The sequence below is a fragment of the Pseudomonas sp. YQ_6 genome (genome assembly GCF_043103245.1).
Taxonomy (GTDB): domain Bacteria; phylum Pseudomonadota; class Gammaproteobacteria; order Pseudomonadales; family Pseudomonadaceae; genus Aquipseudomonas; species Aquipseudomonas alloputida.
Window position 1 is genome coordinate 1 of record NZ_JBICJR010000027.1, and the last position, 18,066, is coordinate 18,066.

Annotated in this window: 10 protein-coding genes; all 10 read left to right on the plus strand. The window is 65.2% G+C overall.

Going from position 1 to position 18,066, the window contains the following annotated elements:
• Positions 1-341 precede the first annotated feature (341 nt).
• The 10 genes from ACF8FG_RS08220 to ACF8FG_RS08265 all read left to right on the plus strand — a co-directional run bounded on the left by ACF8FG_RS08220 (position 342) and on the right by ACF8FG_RS08265 (position 18,065).
• A complete protein-coding gene (locus ACF8FG_RS08220; RefSeq protein WP_119714041.1) occupies positions 342-3,173 on the plus strand; it encodes a xanthine dehydrogenase family protein molybdopterin-binding subunit in 2,832 nt (943 codons plus the stop codon).
• Complete coding sequence (locus ACF8FG_RS08225; RefSeq protein ID WP_003254265.1) at positions 3,166-3,702, plus strand: (2Fe-2S)-binding protein; 537 nt, start codon at positions 3,166-3,168, stop codon at positions 3,700-3,702. The genes ACF8FG_RS08220 and ACF8FG_RS08225 overlap by 8 nt, the downstream gene beginning before the upstream one ends.
• 2 nt (positions 3,703-3,704) lie before the next feature.
• Complete coding sequence (locus tag ACF8FG_RS08230; RefSeq protein ID WP_070383603.1) at positions 3,705-4,916, plus strand: cytochrome c; 1,212 nt, start codon at positions 3,705-3,707, stop codon at positions 4,914-4,916.
• A 3-nt stretch (positions 4,917-4,919) separates the two neighbouring features.
• On the plus strand, positions 4,920-5,891 hold the full coding sequence (locus ACF8FG_RS08235) for an XdhC family protein (RefSeq protein ID WP_076402725.1): 972 nt from the start codon (positions 4,920-4,922) through the stop codon (positions 5,889-5,891).
• A complete protein-coding gene (locus tag ACF8FG_RS08240) occupies positions 5,888-6,451 on the plus strand; it encodes an NTP transferase domain-containing protein (protein ID WP_014590244.1) in 564 nt (187 codons plus the stop codon). The genes ACF8FG_RS08235 and ACF8FG_RS08240 overlap by 4 nt, the downstream gene beginning before the upstream one ends.
• 179 nt (positions 6,452-6,630) lie before the next feature.
• The gene (locus tag ACF8FG_RS08245) at positions 6,631-7,314 is read left to right on the plus strand and encodes a response regulator transcription factor (protein ID WP_004576176.1); all 684 of its coding nucleotides are present in this window, start codon (positions 6,631-6,633) and stop codon (positions 7,312-7,314) included.
• Entirely contained in the window at positions 7,311-8,633 is a 1,323-nt protein-coding gene (locus tag ACF8FG_RS08250; protein WP_019437870.1) for an ATP-binding protein, read from the plus strand. Before ACF8FG_RS08245 ends, ACF8FG_RS08250 begins: the two co-directional genes overlap by 4 nt.
• Before the next feature lie 262 nt (positions 8,634-8,895).
• On the plus strand, positions 8,896-10,296 hold the full coding sequence (locus tag ACF8FG_RS08255; RefSeq protein WP_019437869.1) for an aspartate aminotransferase family protein: 1,401 nt from the start codon (positions 8,896-8,898) through the stop codon (positions 10,294-10,296).
• Between the two features lie 105 nt (positions 10,297-10,401).
• Positions 10,402-11,385, plus strand: coding sequence for a TauD/TfdA family dioxygenase (locus tag ACF8FG_RS08260; RefSeq protein WP_014590247.1), 984 nt, complete (start codon positions 10,402-10,404; stop codon positions 11,383-11,385).
• Positions 11,386-11,540: 155 nt separating this feature from the next.
• Positions 11,541-18,065 (plus strand): non-ribosomal peptide synthetase, encoded by a 6,525-nt coding sequence (locus ACF8FG_RS08265; protein ID WP_318078988.1) that lies wholly within the window; start codon positions 11,541-11,543, stop codon positions 18,063-18,065.
• The last annotated feature ends 1 nt before the right edge of the window (position 18,066 follow it).

Genomic DNA, 18,066 nt, shown 5'->3' on the forward strand with positions numbered 1-18,066 from the left:
CAGGAGGGACTGGCCCGAAACAAACGTAGGAGCGGGTTTACCCGCGAAGCGCCGCGCGGGCGGCGCTCGATCTCACAGGCGCTGAAATTCTCCCGGCGAACACCTACCAGGCGCTGAAACTCTCCCGGCGAACACCTACCAGGCGCTGAAAATCTCCCGCCAAACACCTACCCGCCAAAGCGCGAATTCCGCCCCTTGCCCTATACACACCGCGACACATTGTCGGCTTGACTTTGCCTCTACCCACCCAATTGCTGTAAAGTTGACGCCAAGGTCAGCTTTTATCAAGCCAGGCCAAGAATCAAAGAAAGGGCAGGCCCCAACTGCCCAGAGGATCAAGCATGTCCAACCGTGATATTTCTCGGCGCGCCTTCCTGCAAGGCGGCCTGATCGCTGGTGTCGGCGTGACCATGGCGCCACTTGGCAGCCAGGCCTTCGCCGCGTTGATGGAGGAGCGCGTCACCACCTCGCCACAGAAGTGGATGAACCACGACGGCAAGGCGCGTTTCCGTAACGATGCCTTGTCCAAAGTCTGCGGCGACAAAGTGTTCGCCCGCGACATCCGCGCCAAGGACATGCCCGGCTGGCCCGCGCAGCAAGGTCATGCGCTGCTGCTCAAGGCGACCAAGGTCGACCGGATTTACGCCGGCCATGACCTCAGCCTGCTTGGCGCCGACCTGCAGCCGGACCGCATCGTCACCGCCGCCGACCTCGAACAGGACGGCATTGCCTGGCCCGAGGCCCATTCGCCCGACCCGCTGCTGCCGCCCGGCAAGGTGCCGATGTTCATCGGCCACCCGGTGGCGATCCTGATCTGGCATGACTTCGAGCGCTTCCGCCAGGCCAAGCGCAAGCTGCAGTTCAACCAGCAGGCGATCCGTTACGGTGCCCAGGCGCCGCTGTACCAGCGCGACCCTTATGGCAGCTTCCGCTTCGTGCGGGTGGGCGGCGCCACGCCGTTCGACGACGATGAGTTCTCCAGCCTGAAGAACTCCATGCTGTTCCCCACCATTCTCAACCGCAAGCCGGTGTGGTCGAAGCAGCCCAACCAGCACGGCGACCTGACCGAGCAGGGGTTGTTCTACGCCAAGCGCATGGCCGAGCAACTGGACAACCCGCCCGAGGACTGGCTGGTGTTTGACGAGCGCTACAAGACGCCGTCCATCGAACCTGCCGCGCTGGAGCCGGACAACGGCAACGGCTGGTATGACCCTGCCACGGGCACGCTGCACTTCGTGGTCGCCACTCAGTGCCCGTTCGAAGTGGCGCAGGAATGCGTGCACATGATCAAACCGTCGCGCTTCGCCCTGAACACGCTGAACATGCACCCGGGGTATACCGTGGGCTATGGCTCAAAAGACAACAATATCTTCGTCTTCTATGCCGCGGTAGCTGCGCTTTACGGCGCCGGCATGCCGATCCGCCTGGCCAACGACCGCTACGAGCAGTTCCAGAGCGGCATCAAGCGCCATGCCTTCGATATCCGCTACCAGTTGGCGGTGGACAAGAAGGACAACAGCTTCAAGATATTCCGCGCCGACATGAGCTGCGACGGCGGCGGGCGCATCAACTACAGCCCGTCGGTGGCCGCAGTGGGCGCCACTGCTGCCCAGTCGATCTATTACATGCCACAGAACGACCTGTCGGTGACCGCCTACTATTCCCGTGGGGTCGAGGCCGGCTCCATGCGCGGTTACGGCACCCTGCAGAGCATGGCGGCCACCGAGATGATGGTGGATGAGATCGCCGGCCGCCTGGGGGTCGATGCCATCGACCTGCGCCGCGCCAACGCGCTGAAATCGGGCATGAAGAACACCCAGGGTGCGGTTCCGGCCGGCGCCCTGCGCCTGTACGAAATCCTCGACAAGGCCGCTGTGCACGAGTGGTGGCGCAACCGCGATGCACGCAAGCAACAGATGGACGCCAAGGACCCGGACCACTGGTACGGCGTCGGCTTCGCCATCTGCCAGAAGGACTTCGGCACAGGCTCCGAGGCGCCGATGGCCAGTGTCGAGTTCAACGCCGATGGCCGCATCAGCCTGCGCCATATCGGCACCGAGCTGGGTACCGGCATGTCCACCTCCCAGGCTTTGGTGATCAGCGATTTCCTCGGCCGTTCGGCCGACGAGGTGAAGACCGCGGTCACCGAATGGCCGGAGCTGCAGCTGACCACCAGCGGCAACCCCTACCTGATCAGTCAGCCCGAACAGGACGCCGCGCTGCGCAACCCGCGCTGGGTCGGCAAGCTGGCGTCGCCATCTTCGGCCACCAACTCGGCCTTCTATTTCAGCCATGCCACCCGCGAAGCGGCGCGTGTGCTGTTCAATCATGGGCTGTGGCCAGCGGCCATGGCGATCTGGAGCCAAGGCCCGCACGGCGGCCAGGCCAACCCGCTGGTGGTGCGCCGCGAAAATGCGGTATGGGTCAACGGTGAGCTGACTGGCAACGGCCTGGCGCCGATTCCGTTTGCCCAGCTGGCGCAGAAGGCCCACGAAATGGGTCTGGTTACTGGCGTGAGCGTGCACGGCTTCAACCGCTGGAGCTGGGCCGAGGCCGACTTTGTCATTGATGGCGTGCGCGAGCGCTTCCCGCTCGATGCCATGGCGGTGAAGTACGGCGATGGTGCGGTGAATGCCAAGAAGGCGCAGATGGGCAGCCATGGCTATCACCTGCTCGACCGGCAGAATGCGGCCTACCCCGACACCCAGCTGAACAACGCCATGGTCACCTACTACAGCCCGGTGGCGACCATCGTCGAGGTCAAGGTCAACAAAGGCACCTTGGAGACGCAGGTGCTCAACCACCACAGTTGGGTCGAGTGTGGCCGGGTGCTGGTGCCGGAACTGGTCAAGGGCCAGCTCGAAGGCGGTATCGCCATGGGCATTGGCCATGCACTGACCGAAGAAATGCCGTTGTACGAGGGTGGCCCCGGGGAGGGCGACTGGAACTTCAACCGCTACCGCCTGCCGCATGCGCGCGATGTGGCGGTGTGGCAGCAGACCAGCGAAATCCTCCCGCCGCTGTCACCGACCGACCCCTCCAAGGGCATCGCCGAAGTGGTGATGATCCCGGTCGTCGGTGCCATCGGCAATGCCGTCGCGCATGCCATCGGCAAGCGCGTGCGCGATCTCCCCATCACCCCAGCCCGTATCAAGGAGGCCCTCAATGGCTAACCGTCCACTGCAACTGACGCTCAATGGTCAACCGGTCGGGCCGGTCGAGGTCCCTGCGGACCTGGCGATGATCGACTACCTGCACGAACACCAGAACCTCACCGGCTCGCGCCTGGGTTGCGGCCAAGGCATCTGCCACGCCTGCGTGGTAATCGTCGACAACCCCGACGGCACCAGCGAAGAAGTGCGCACCTGCATCACCGGTGCGCATTACTTCGAAGGCAAGAAGGTTCGCACCATCGAAGGCCATGCCAAAAAAGACGAGGCCGGCAACCTGACGCTCAACCCGATCCAGCAGAAGTTCGTCGACCTGTTCGCCTTCCAGTGCAGCTACTGCGCACCAGGCTTCGTCAACGCCGCTACCGTGCTGGTGGAAACGGCCCAGCGCCAGCCGTTGAAGAAGAGCGAAGTGGAGGACCGCATCGAGGCCAGCCTCGGTCACCACATCTGCCGCTGCACAGGCTACGTGCGTTACTACGATGCCACCCGCAAGGTGCTCAACGATCTCGGCCTGGTCAAGGAGGGTTGAACATGGGCTTCGTACGTAGCGCCTCGGCGTTGGCCCTCGGGCTGGCTGTCAGTTCGTTTGCCTTGGCGGCCGACGATGCGCAGGTCAAGCGCGGTGAATACCTGGCCCGCGCGGCCGACTGTATGGCCTGCCATACCGCCGAAGGCGGCGCGCCGTATGCGGGCGGCCTGCCGATCCATTCGCCGTTCGGCACCATTTATGGCAGCAATATCACCCCGGACAAACAGTACGGCATCGGCAACTACAGCGCCGACGAGTTCTTCGCCGCAGTCACCGAGGGCAAGCGCAAGGACGGCGCCAACCTTTATCCTGCGATGCCTTACACCTCGTACCACCTGATCAAGCGTGAAGATTCGGACGCGATCCTCGCCTACCTGATGACCATACCGCCGATCAACCGCCCGGCACCGCAGACCGCGCTGCGCTTCCCGTTCAATGTGCGCATGGGGCTCAGCGGCTGGAACATGCTGTATGGCAAGAGCGTGCAACTGCAGCCGACCGAGGGTAAAAGCCCGGCCTGGCAGCGCGGCCAGTACATGGTCGAGGTCATGGGCCATTGTGGCGAATGCCATACCCCGCGCAACGCAATCGGTGCGCTGCAGCAGGACCAACGCCTGAGCGGCGGCCTGCTGGGTGGCTACCTGGCGCCAAGCCTGCTGGCCCAGGACCTGGCCGAGCGCGGCTGGACCCAGCCGGACCTGACCACCTTCCTCAAGCACGGCATCAGCGCCCAGGGCAGCATGTTCAACGAGATGTTCCCGGTGGTGCACCACAGCACCCAGCACCTGGAAGATGCAGACCTTGCGGCCATGGCCACCTACCTGCTGGGCGACCAGCCGCCGCCGGCCAAGGCTATCGAGTCCGTTGCCCTGGAGCAGATGAGCGACAGTGCCAGGCGGGGCCGCCAGCAGTACCTGAACGTCTGCGCCGGTTGCCATGGGGTCGACGGCGAGGGCAAGCCGCACATCGCCGTAGCCATGCGCGGCAACACCGTGCTGCGCCAGGCCGACTCCCGCAATCTGGTCAAGGTGGTTCTCGAAGGCATCCGGGAACAGCAGTTCACCGGCTTCGAGCGCATGCAGCCGATGCCGGGCTTTGCCGACAAGCTTGATGACCAACAGGTGACAGATATGGTCAACTACCTGCGCCAGGCCTGGGGTGGATTGCCCGGCGACCTGAACGTACAGCAGCTCGCCGAGCTGAAGGCGGAGTAAAGCGTGCAGCATCTCGATCTACAGGTGATCCGTCAGGCTTTGCAGTGGTCCTGCAACGGCCAGCGGGTATGGTTGTGCACGGTGCTCGCCACCTATGGCTCGGCGCCGCGTGCGCCGGGTTCGCTGCTGGCGGTGAATGCCAGCGGCCAGTGGCTGGGCTCGCTGTCCGGTGGCTGTGTCGAGGACGACTTTCTCGAACGCGTGGCCCTGGGGGAATTCCCGGAGCCGGTTGCCATCGTGCGTTATGGCGACGGCAGCGACCCGCGTTCGCGCGTTCGCCTGCCGTGTGGCGGTGTGCTTGAAGTACTGGTGGAGAACCTGCCGGTTGAATGCGAGGTGCAGGCGCATCTGCGTGAGCTGGAACGTGCGCTGCTGGGCCAGCGCCGGGTACTGCGTGAGGTGAGCCTGTCTGCGGGTACCCGCCAGCTGCTCGATGACCATAGTCAGGGGCCACGGGTCGAACGGGAAAATGCCCGGGTGCGCTTGCGTGTCGGCGCCGCCCAGCGGCTGCTGCTGGCCGGCTATTCCAGCGTGGCGCATTTTTGCGCCGAATTCGGCAGAGGGCTGGGTTTTGAGGTCATCCTTTGCGAGCCGCGTGACGAAGTACTCGACGGCGTAGTGCTGAATGGCATTGAGGTGCGCCGCGAGCTACCGTCGGAATTCATCGCCAATGGCGGTTGCCATGCCGATACGGCAGTGGTGGCATTGACCCATGATCCAAAAATCGATGACCTGGCCATGCTTGAAGCCGTCCGGACCGAAGCGTTCTACATCGGCGTGATGGGCTCCAAGGCCACCTCCGACAAACGTCGCGAACGCTTGCAGCGAATTGGTGGCCTGGGTTGCGACGAGCTGGCGCGCATCCATGCGCCGATTGGCCTGAACCTGGGCAGCAAGACCCCGGCCGAGATCGCCCTGGCGGTACTGGCCGATATCCTTCGTGCGCGCAATGGCATCGAGCGGGCGGCGCTGTGAGCGTGGTTGCGCTGGTGCTGGCGGCGGGGCGCGGCACGCGTTTCGGCGCTGACAAGCGCCGGGCGACCTTGGCGGATGGCCGCAGTTTGCTGGCGCATAGCGCGGAGCGGGCACGGGCGGTGTTTGATGATGTGCGTGTGGTGTTGCGCGCGGGCGAGCAGGGCGGGGATTTCGGTTTGCCTGGCGGTTACCGAGTGATCGTCAGCCCGGATGCGGCAGCGGGCATGGGGCACAGCCTGGCGGCCGGGGTCGGGTCGTTGGGCGACAGCCAGGCACAGGCGGTGGCGATCTTGTTGGGTGATATGCCGTGGATCGAGTTGGCTACCTTGCGCCGCTTGGCCGAGGCTTCCAGCGCTTCGAACATTGTGTTGCCACGCCATGCCGGGCAGCAGGGCCACCCGGTGATTTTTGGGCGCGATTTCTGGCCGGCGCTGGGGCTATTGGCCGGCGATGAAGGGGCGCGGGCGGTGGTGCAGGCGCAGCGGGATTGTTGTGTTGTGGTTGAGGTGGAGGATGCTGGGGTGTTGCTGGATGTGGATACCCCGCAGGGGTTGATGTAGGGCCAAGGTGTTCGCCATAGCGTCCGCGGCGCCTGTGGCAGGTGTTCGCAGATGTCACGACGAACAACCCGGCCCCTCACCACACCCAAGCCGAACCCCCATCCCCCACAAAAGGTCCATAATCCCCCCTTAATCCGCCCAAGGTGCAATACCAGCCACACTACACCGGGAGCCCCACCATGCACGTTCTGCTCTGCGAGGACGACGACCTGATCGCCGCCGGCATCTGCGCCGGTCTCACCGCCCAGGGCCTGACCGTGGACCGTGTGGGCAACGCCGCTGCTGCGCGGGCGATGCTGCAGGCCGCGCAGTTCGACGTGATGATCCTCGACCTCGGCCTGCCCGACGAAGATGGCCTCAAGCTGCTGCGCCGCCTGCGCGAAAAAGGCGAGACCCTGCCGGTACTGGTGCTCACCGCCCGCGATGCCGTCACTGATCGTGTCGATGGCCTGCAGGCCGGTGCCGACGATTACCTGCTCAAGCCCTTCGATCTGCGCGAGCTGGCCGCACGCCTGCATACCTTGCTGCGGCGGGTGGCCGGGCGGGCGGTGAACGTGATCGAGCACGGCCCGCTGCGCTATGACCCGAGTAGCTGCGAGGCGACCTTGGCCGGCCAGCATGTCGACCTGTCCCGCCGTGAGCAGGCCCTGCTCCAGGCGCTGCTGCAGAACCCCGGGCGAGTGCTGTCCAGCGAGCAACTGAAAGACTGCGTGTATGGTTTCAGCGACGAAGTCGAGAGCAACGCCCTGAACGTGCACATCCACCACCTGCGGCGCAAGCTGGGTAACGGCATTGTCGAGACCGTGCGGGGCCTGGGCTACCGGCTGGGCCCGGCGCAGGCACCGCAAGAGGCCGCATCATGAGCCTGCGGGTGCGCCTGAGCCTGATCCTCGGCAGCGCCTTCGTGATCATCTGGGCGCTGGCCGCGGCGTGGATGCTGCGTGACCTGCGCCAGCAGATGATGTTCTCCCTCGACCAGCGCCTGGTGGCGTCGGCGCGTATGGTCGCCGGGCTGATCGACCAGTTGCCGCAGCCGCTGACTGCCAAGGGCGGGGAGGCGCATTTTTCCGCCGACCAGTTCAGCGTACCGGATGGCATGGCCTGCCAGGTCAGCTCGCTGCGTGGCGAGATCCTCGCCAGCAACCACAAGCACGATGGCGCCATGGACGACGAGCGCAGCGGGTTCCGTGACCAGACCATCGACGATGCGCTTTGGCGCACCTTTACCTACAACCACGGCGATGTGCGCATCACCACGGCCGACCGGCACATGGAGCGCGAGGCGCTGAATCAGTCGATTCTGCTGGCGGCATCGGCGCCGGTATTGATGGCCCTGCTTGGCAGCCTGGGGCTGTTGTGGATTGGCCTTGGCAAGGGCCTGGAGCCGCTCAACCGTATGCGCGATGCCTTGCGCCGCAGGCGTGCGGACAGTGTCGAGCCGCTGCAGGTGGCGGGCATGCCCAGCGAGTTGCAGCCGTTGCTGGAGACCCAGAACCAGCTGTTCCTGCGCATTGCCCAAACCCTCGAGCGTGAGCGGCGCCTGACTGACGATGCCGCGCATGAACTGCGCAGCCCGCTGACCGCGATCAAGACCCACCTGCAGGTGGCGCGCATGACCGACGGTGCAGTGCGCGAGCAGGCGCTGGAGCATGCCGAGCAGGGCACCGACCGCATGCACCGCACGCTTGAGCAGTTGCTGATGCTGGCGCGGGTGGAAGGCAGCCTGTCGTTCGAGGATGGCGTGCAGTGCAGCGCCGAGCAAGTGGCCCGTCAGGCGGTGCAGGATGCGGGCGGCGGCGACAACCGGCGTATCGTGTTGCGTTTGCCAGAGGAGGCGACGCAAATCTACCTGGGGATGCCGGCACCGTTGGCGGTGGCAGCGCTGCGCAACCTGCTGGACAATGCCTTGCGTCATGGCGGCGATGAAGCCGTAGAGCTGGAGGTGCAGATGGCGGACGACCAGGTGGGCTTCATGGTGCGTGACCATGGGCCAGGCATTGCCGAAGCGGACCTGGAGCACCTGACCGAGCGCTTCTGGCGCAATGGGCAAAGTGGTGGTTGCGGATTGGGGCTGGCGATTGTGCAGGCGATCGTGCAGCGGTGTGCCGGTAGCCTGCGCTTTGACAGCCGTAGTGACGGCTTGCGGGTCTTGTTGCAGGTACCGGCGCGTCCTGGGCATTGATGTTTATCGCCTGTGCTGGCCTCTTCGCGGGTGAACCCGCTCCTACGGGCGGGTGGCGGTCTGTGGGGGCGGGTTTGCCTGTGCTGGTCTCTTCGCGGGTGAACCCGCTCCTACGCAGGCGGTGTGGTTGTTGGAGCGGGTTTACCCGCGAAAGGGCCGGCACAGACAAAAATAAAATCGCGTAACAACCGCTAAATCCTCCCCCCACTCAAGCGTTTCCAAAGCGATAACCGCCCATCCGCTTGCTTGCGAGGATTTACCCATGTCCACCGCTTCCAGCCTTGCCCGGGTTGTACCGGCCAGCGTGCCGCAACCCTTGTACGAATTCATCGATTCACCTTTGCTGCAACGCCAGCAACAGCAGGAATCCAACGCCCGCAGCTACCCGCGGCGTATCCCGCTGGCGCTCAGGCGCGCCCGTGGTATCCACGTCGAAGACGTCGAAGGCCGCCAGTTCATCGACTGCCTGGCCGGTGCCGGCACCCTGGCTCTGGGCCACAACCACCCGGTGGTGGTCGAGGCGATCCAGCGGGTGCTGGCTGACGAGTTGCCGCTGCACACCTTGGACCTGACCACCCCGGTCAAGGACCGCTTCGTCCAGGACCTGTTCGGCATCCTGCCCGAGGCGCTGCGTCGCGAGGCCAAGGTGCAGTTCTGTGGCCCGACCGGCACTGATGCAGTCGAGGCTGCGCTCAAGCTGGTGCGTACCGCCACCGGCCGCAGCACCGTGCTGGCCTTCCAGGGCGCCTACCATGGCATGAGCCAAGGCGCGCTGAGCCTGATGGGCAGCCATGGGCCGAAACAGCCACTGGGGGCCTTGCTCGGCAACGGCGTGCAGTTCATGCCTTACCCGTACGACTACCGCTGCCCGTTCGGCCTGGGCGGTGAGGCCGGGGTCAAGGCCAACCTGCATTACCTGGAAAACCTGCTGCTCGATCCGGAAAGCGGCGTGCCGCTGCCCGCCGCCGTGATCCTCGAAGTGGTGCAGGGTGAGGGCGGGGTGGTTCCGGCCGACATCGAATGGCTCAAGGGCGTGCGGCGCATTACCGAGCAGGCGGGCGTGGCGTTGATCGTCGACGAGATCCAGAGCGGCTTCGCCCGTACCGGGCGCATGTTCGCCTTCGAGCACGCCGGTATCGTGCCCGATGTGGTCACCTTGTCCAAAGCCATCGGTGGCAGCCTGCCGCTGGCGGTAGTGGTCTATCGCGACTGGCTGGACACCTGGAAGCCAGGTGCGCATGCCGGTACCTTCCGTGGCAACCAGATGGCCATGGCCGCGGGCTCGGCGGTGATCAACTACCTGGTCGAGCATCGACTGGCCGAGCATGCCGAGGCCATGGGGCAGCGGTTGCGTGGGCATTTGCAGCGCCTGCAGCGGGACTATCCGCAGTTGGGTGATATCCGTGGCCGTGGCTTGATGCTGGGTGTGGAACTGGTCGACCCACAAGGCCAGCCGGATGCGCTGGGCCACCCACCGGCTAACCGCGACTTGGCGCCGAAGGTGCAGCGCGAGTGCCTCAAGCGCGGGCTGATCCTGGAGTTGGGTGGGCGGCATGGGGCGGTGGTGCGTTTCCTACCGCCGTTGATCATCAGTGCCGAGCAGATCGACGAGGTTGCCCAGCGCTTCAGCGCTGCGGTCGCCGCCGCCGTAGGCAGCGTTTGACGCCGCGCTGCATGCCACTGTTCGACGCGGTCGGCCTGCAAGGCTGACCGCCAACCCAAGCGTGTCGACGGTCTCTACGGAGTCTGGCGACAAGGAGAGCGAAACATGAGTGTACTTGCCGGGATCAAGGCGCGGCCATTGATGCCCGAACGGGGCTCTTTACCGCTGCTGATCGAAGCGCCCGAAGCGGGGCTTGGTTTGCTGGACGTCTTCGATGAACTCAAGGCTATCGTCGACGGCCACCTAGACCAGTGCGGCGGGGTACTGCTGCGCGGTTTTGACGTGGGCGGAGTCACGGCCTTTCGCGAATTCGCCCAGGCCTTCGGCCACCCGCTGCTCAACTACGAGTTCGGCTCGACGCCGCGCAGCAATGTTACCCAAGGGGTCTACACCTCCACGGAGTACCCCGCGCACCAGAGCATCCCGCTGCACAACGAGCAGGCCTACAGCCTCGACTGGCCGATGCGGATCTGGTTCTACAGTGTGATTGCCGCTCAGACTGGCGGTGAAACGCCAATTGCCGACAGCCGTGAAGTGTTCCGGCGCATGCCGGCCGACATACGCGAGCGCTTTGCCAGCAAGCGCCTGATGTATGTGCGCAACTACGGCAATGGCCTTGATGTGAGTTGGGAGCAGGTGTTCAACACCGAGGATCGCAGCGTAGTGGAGGCCTATTGTCGCGCGCACCACATCGACTGGGAATGGAAGGACGACGGTGAGCTGCGCACGCGCCAGGTCTGCCAGGCCGTGGCCACGCACCCCTGGACGGGGGATCAGGTATGGTTCAATCAGGCCCACCTGTTCCATGTCTCCAACCTACCGGCCGAGGTGCGCGAAAGCCTGCTGGAAATCGTCGACGAGGAAGACTTGCCGCGCAACGTCTACTACGGCGACGGCACACCGATCGAGAACGAGGTGCTCGAACGCATTCGCGCTGTGCTGGACGACTGCGCGATCAGTTTCCCCTGGCAGGAAAACGACGTGCTGATGCTCGACAACATGCTCGCGGCGCACGCCCGGGCGCCGTTCACCGGGCCACGCAAAGTGGTCGTGGCCATGGCTCAGGGGCACCGCGAAGCGGCGCTTTGAGGCCACTGTGGCGAGCGCTTGCGGCTTGCCGCAGGCGCTCGCCAGCGCAGCGTCCGGGCATGGCGCTGCCGCGTTAAATTCACCCTCCCTCCGCTCGTTCTACTGGAAACGCTTTGGCCGCACGGCCGAGCCGCAGATCAGTAAGGACCCCGAGCATGAACGCCCAAGACTCACTCAAACTGGCTCGACGCTTCATCGAGCTGCCCGCTGCCAAGCGACGGTTGTTTCTGGATGCCATGCGCGGGGAGGGCGTCGATTTCGCGCTGTTGCCGATCGCGCCTGGGGTCGAGGTTGCCGCCCGTGACGCGCTGTCATATGCCCAGCAGCGCATGTGGTTCGCCTGGCGGCTCGATGCCAAGAGTGCTGCCTATAACCTGCCCATGGCAGTCAAGCTCAAGGGGCCGATAGCGCCTGAGGCCTTGCAGCAGGCGCTGGACACCCTGGTGGCGCGACATGAATCGCTGCGCACGGTGTTTCCCGAGGTTGACGACCAGCCACGCCAATGCGTGCAGGCGCAGGCGTCGATCAGGGGCGAGCTGTTGGACCTTTCCCACCTGCAGGGCGAGGCCCAGGCGCAGCAGGTCGAGGCCGTATGTGCTGCAGAGTCGGCGGCACCCTTCGACTTGGCCGCTGGTCCGCTGATGCGGGTGCGCTTGCTGCGCACCTCGGCCACCGAGCACCTGTTGCTGATCACTCTGCACCATATCATCGCCGACGGTTGGTCGCTGGGTATCCTGATCGACGAACTGGTTCGGCTTTACGATGCCGCCGTGGCCGGCCAAGCGTCAGCACTTGCGCCGCTGGCCATCCAGTATCGCGATTTCGCCCTGTGGCAGCGCAGCTGGCTGGAAGCCGGCGAGCAGGCGCGCCAGCTGGAGTACTGGTTGGATCATCTGGGCAACGACCACCCCGTGTTGCAATTGCCGAGCGATCACCTGCGTCCGGCGCTGCCCAGCCACCGTGGCGAACGCCTGGAACTGCAAATCGATGCAGCGTTGGCCCAGCGCCTGCAGGTCCTGGCCAGGCGGCACAACGTCACGCTGTTCGTGGTGCTGCTGGCCGCGTTCAAGGCCTTGTTGTACCGCTACAGCGGCCAGTCGCGGGTGCGCGTCGGTGTGCCGATCGCCAACCGCAACCGCAGTGAAGTGGAGGGGCTGATCGGTTGCTTCATCAATACCCAGGTGCTGCAGACCGACATCGACCCGACTCAGGGTGGTGCGCACCTGCTGAGCCAGGTCAAAGCCTGTGCGACGCAGGCGCAATCGCACCAGGACGTGCCGTTCGACAAGCTGGTGGAAGCGCTGGGCCTGGAACGCACCGGGGGCGTGAGCCCGCTGTTCCAGGTGCTTTTCAACCATCAGTCGATGGTTACCGACGTCGCCACTGTGCGCACCGCCTCGGGCCTTGAGCTGGAAAAACTCGAGCTGCGCAAGAGCACTGCACGCTTTGACCTTACCCTGGACACCGTGGAGGTTGCCGGGCAGCTTCGCGCCGCTTTCACCTTTGCCCTCGACCTGTTCGAGCGCGACACCGTCGAAGCCATGGGGCGTGATTGGCTGAGCCTGCTGGCCGCCCTCAGCCGCGATGACGTTGCTGCGCTGGGTGACTGGCCGCTGGCGGGCGCACCCGTTGCCGCACCGCAGGTGCTGCCTTATGCCGGCCCATTGCTGCACCAGCGCGTGACGGCCTTTGCCAAGGCGCAGCCGCAGCGCATCGCCGTTGTCAGTGCCGATGGCTCGCTCAGTTACGGCGAGCTCGACGCGCGCGCCGACCAGCTGTGTGCCCAGCTGCAAGCGCACGGTGTGGTCGCCGATCAGCCGGTGGGCCTGATCGCCGAGCGCTCGGTGAACCTGTTGGTTGGTCTGCTGGCGATTTTCAAGGCCGGGGGGGCGTATGTGCCGCTGGAGCCGGGTCAGCCGCAGCAGCGAATGGCATTCATGCTGCGTGACGCACAGATCAAGGTCTTGCTCAGGGCCGAGGACGAGCCTGGCCCGGCCATCGGGGGCGTACAGTGCCTGGCGCTGAACGCGGCAGGTGGCGAGGCAGGGGTGCCCGTGGCGGTTCATTCCGGCAACCTGGCTTATGTGATCTACACCTCGGGCACCACCGGTATGCCCAAGGGGGTCGCGGTGTCTCATGGGGCGCTGGCCAATTACCTTGAAGGCTTGTCCGAGCGGATTGCCCTTAGCGATCTGGAACACTTCGCCATGGTCTCCACGCCTGCCGCCGACCTTGGGCATACCATGCTGTTTGGCGCGCTCTGGGCCGGCAAGACGGTACATCTGCTGCAGCGCGAGGCGGTGCTCGATGCCGACGGTTTCGCCGCCTACCTGTCGGCAAACCACGTCGATGCGCTGAAAATCGTGCCTTCGCACTTGGGTGCGCTGCTCGATGCCTGCGCCGATGCCAACGTGCTGCCGCAGCGTTGCCTGGTGCTTGGCGGCGAGGCCTGCCCGCCGGCACTGCTGGCGCGTATCGGCGCCTTGCGCCCGGGCCTGAAGGTCTTGAACCATTACGGGCCGACCGAAACCACGGTGGGCGTGCTCACCGCCGAACTGGCGGCTGGCGAGGTAACGCATCTGGGCAGCCCGTTGCGCAACAGCCGAGTGCAGGTGCTCGACGCCACGCTGCAGGTGGTGCCCGGTATGGCCAAAGGCGAGCTGTGCATCGCCGGGGCCGGCCTGGCCCGTGGTTACCTCGCACGCCCTGGGTTGACCGCTGAGCGTTTCGTGCCTGATGCCCACGGCGAGCCTGGGGCGCGCCTGTACCGCACCGGCGATGTGGTGCAGCGTGATCGCCAAGGCCGCCTGTTGTACCTGGGGCGCGTCGATCACCAGCTGAAGATTCGCGGCTACCGTGTCGAGCCAGGGGAGATCGAGGCGTGCCTGCAAGGCCTGCCGGATGTGGACAAGGCGGTGGTGCGTGCCACCGGCCAAGATGGCAGTTTGCAACTACTCGCCTACCTGGTGGCGCCGCGGCTGCTGGCCCGCGAGCGTGATGCCGAGGCGGCACAGGAGACCGTGCAGAAAGCGCTGAAGTTGCACATGCAGGCGCACATGGTGCCAGCCCGCGTGTTGTTCCTCGACAGCCTGCCATTGACTGCCAACGGCAAGGTCGACCTGGCCAGATTGCCGCTGCCGGACCAACAACACCCGGCGGCCAGCCACACACCGGCTCAGACGCCACTGCAGATCGACCTGGCCAACCTTTGGCAGGAAGTGCTGGGCTGTCCGCAGGTCGGCTTGGACGACAACTTCTTTGCCCTGGGTGGGCACTCGCTCATGGCCACCCAGATCGTCTCGCGCGCACGCCGACAACTGGGCCTGGATATCCCGTTGCGCCTGCTGTTCGATACGGCTGACCTGCGCAGCTTCAGCCGCGGGGTCAGCCAGCTGGGCGAGGTGGCCGATGCACCGATCCAGGTGCTCGACCGCCAGGCTTGGTTGCCGGTGTCCCATGCCCAGTACCGCCAGTGGCTGTTCTGGAAAATCCATCCGCACAGCTCGGCCTACCACACGCCGATGGCCGTGCGCATCACTGGCGCCCTGGACCGTGAAGCGCTGGCCCAAGCGTTTTCGGCGCTGGTGTCACGGCATGAATCATTGCGTACCTGTTTCGAAGAGCAGCAAGGTGTGCCTGGCTTGCGCGTCCACGCCAATCTCGCGGTCACCCTTGAGCAGCAGCAGGCGCAAGCCTTTGACCCCGCGCAACTGTTGCAGCAGTTGCAGGCCGACATCCAGCAGCCATTCGACCTTGCCAACGGGCCGCTGATTCGCATGAAGCTGTATCAGCGTGGCGAGCAGGAACACCTACTGCTCGTGACCCTGCACCACATCGTCTCCGACGGCTGGTCGATGGGCGTGATGGTGCGCGAGTGCATTGCCGTCTACAACCACCATGCCGCAGGGGCAGCGCAGCCTGATTTCGCGCCTTTGCCGGTGCAATACGCCGACTATGCCAGCTGGCAACGCGAGCGCCTGAGCGAAGGCCAGATGCAAGCCCAGCTCGGCTACTGGCAGGCGCAGCTGGAAGATGATTTCGCAGTGCTGCAGTTACCTGCCGACCGCCCACGGCCCGAGCTGCAAAGCTATCGGGGCGGACGTCTGGACGTGCGCCTGCCCGCGCAGTTGACGGCGGACCTGCGGCGCCTGGCAGTGCGCTGCAACGCCACGCTGTTCCACGTCTTCCTAGCCTCGTTCGGCCTGCTGCTGGCGCGCTACAGCGGCAAGGAGAAGATCAATATCGGCGTGCCCATGACCAACCGCAATCGCCTGGAGCTCGAAGGGTTGATCGGGTTCTTCGTCAACACCGTGGTGCTGCGGCTGGGTGTGGACTACAGCGTCAGTTTCGAGCAGTTGCTGGCCCATACCAAAGAAATCAGCCTGCAGGCCCAGGCCAACAAGGACCTGCCATTCGACGCGCTGGTCGAGGCGCTGCAGCCAGAGCGCGGCATGGGTTACAACCCGTTGTTCCAGGTGATGTACAACCACTTGCGCGATCTGGGTGAGCAGGTGACCGGGCAAAGCTTGAATGGCCTGCAGGTAGAGGAGGTGGACCTTGATGAAGGCACCGCGCAGTTCGATCTCTCGCTCGACACCGTGGAGCGCTCCGACGGCGTGTTGGCGACCTTCACCTATGCCGTCGACCTGTTCGACCCCTCACGCATCGGGCGTATGGCCACGCACTGGCTGAACCTGCTGCAAGCGCTGTGTGCCCAGCCGCACGCCTGCGTCGATCGCCTGGCCCTGGCCACGGCCGACGAGCGCCGTCTGGTCGAGAGGGACTGGTGCCAGGGGACTGCAGAGCAATTGAGCGATACCGCCGTGGCCCGCCAGTTCGAAGCGCAAGTGCTGCGCGCACCGGATGCCGTGGCGGTCATCCATGAAGGCCAGGCCTGGAGCTATGCCGAACTCAACCGGCGCACCAACCGCCTGGCCCATCGCCTGCAAGCGCTCGGCGCCGGGCCTGAGGTGCTGATCGGTGTGGCCCTGGAGCGTGGCCTGGGGATGGTCGCGGGCTTGCTGGCGATCCTCAAGGTGGGCGCCGCTTATGTGCCGCTGGACCCTGACTACCCGGCCGAACGCCTGGCCTACATGATCGAGGACAGCGGCCTGGCCTTGCTGCTGACCCAGGCCAGCCTGAGTGAGCAGCTGGCAGTGCCTGCCTGCGTCACGCAGGTGTGCCTCGACGCGCTGCTCGAAGACGGTGACGCTTCCAACCCGCAGGTCGCCATCGACCCTGCCACGCTGGCCTACGTCATGTACACCTCGGGCTCCACCGGGCGGCCCAAGGGTGTGGCGATCACCCAAGGCGCACTGAGCCAGCATGCCCAGGTGTCGCTGGGCTTCTTCAACCTCAAGCCCAGCGATCGCATCCTGCAGTTCGCCACCTTCAACTTCGACGGCTTCGTCGAGCAGCTGTACCCGGCGCTGATCTGCGGCGCTTCGGTGGTGGTCCGCGGGCCGGAGTTGTGGGGCAGCGAGCGGTTCTACCGCGAACTGATCAGCAATGACATCAGCGTGGTAGATGTGACCACAGCCTATTGGTTCATGCTGGCCAAGGACTTTGCCGAGCACGGTCCTCGCGACTACGGCCGCCTGCACCAGTTTCACGCCGGCGGCGAAGCCATGCCGCCGGAGGGCTTGCTCGCCTGGCAGGCGGCGGGCCTTAGCCATGTAACGCTGCTCAATACCTACGGCCCGACTGAGGCGACCGTCACGGTTACCGCCCACGACTGCGCGCCCTACCTAGGCGCCACGGCGCAGGCGCTGCCACCGGTGATGCCGATCGGCCGGGTGCTTGCCGGGCGCAGCATCCACGTGCTGGATAACAGTGGCGGTGCGGTGCTCAATGGCGCGATCGGCGAGCTGATGATCGGCGGCGAACTGCTCGCCAGGGGCTACCACCAGCGCCCTGGCCTGACCGCCGAGCGCTTCATCCCCGACCCGTTCGGCGCCCCCGGCAGCCGCCTCTATCGCTCCGGCGACCTGGCGCGCTACCTCGCCGATGGGCAGATCGAATATGCCGGGCGCATCGACCATCAGGTGAAGATTCGCGGCTTCCGCATCGAGCTGGGAGAAGTCGGCGCGCGCCTGCTGGAGCACGCCAGCGTACGTGATGCCCTGGTCATCGACGTCGATGGGCCGCTGGGCAAGCAACTGGTCGGCTACCTGGTGCCTGCGGTGGCAGACGTCGCCCAGGCCAGCGTGCAAACGCAACAGGACCTTCTGGCGCAGTTGCGCGCCGACCTTCGCAGCCGCCTGCCGGACTACATGGTGCCTGCCCACCTCATGTGGTTGCCCGAACTGCCCCTGAGCCCGAACGGCAAGCTGGACCGCAAGGCCCTGCCGCAACCCGATCTGGCCCAGCTTCAGGTGCGCTATGTGCCGCCGTACAGCGATACCGAATGCAAGGTCGCAGCGATCTGGGCCGATGTCCTGCGCATCAAGCAGGTCGGGCTGGACGACAACTTCTTTGAACTGGGTGGTCACTCGCTGCTGGCGGCCCAGGCCCTCTCACGTATCAACAGCCAACTGGGCATCGATATGCCGATCCGTCTCATCTTCGAAACACCGGTTCTGCGGGCCTTTGCCCAGGCGCTGGAAGGCGCGGGCCAGGCCCTGACCGAAGAAGGCCTCGCCGATATCGAACAACTGATGAATGAATTGACTGAGGCTTGAA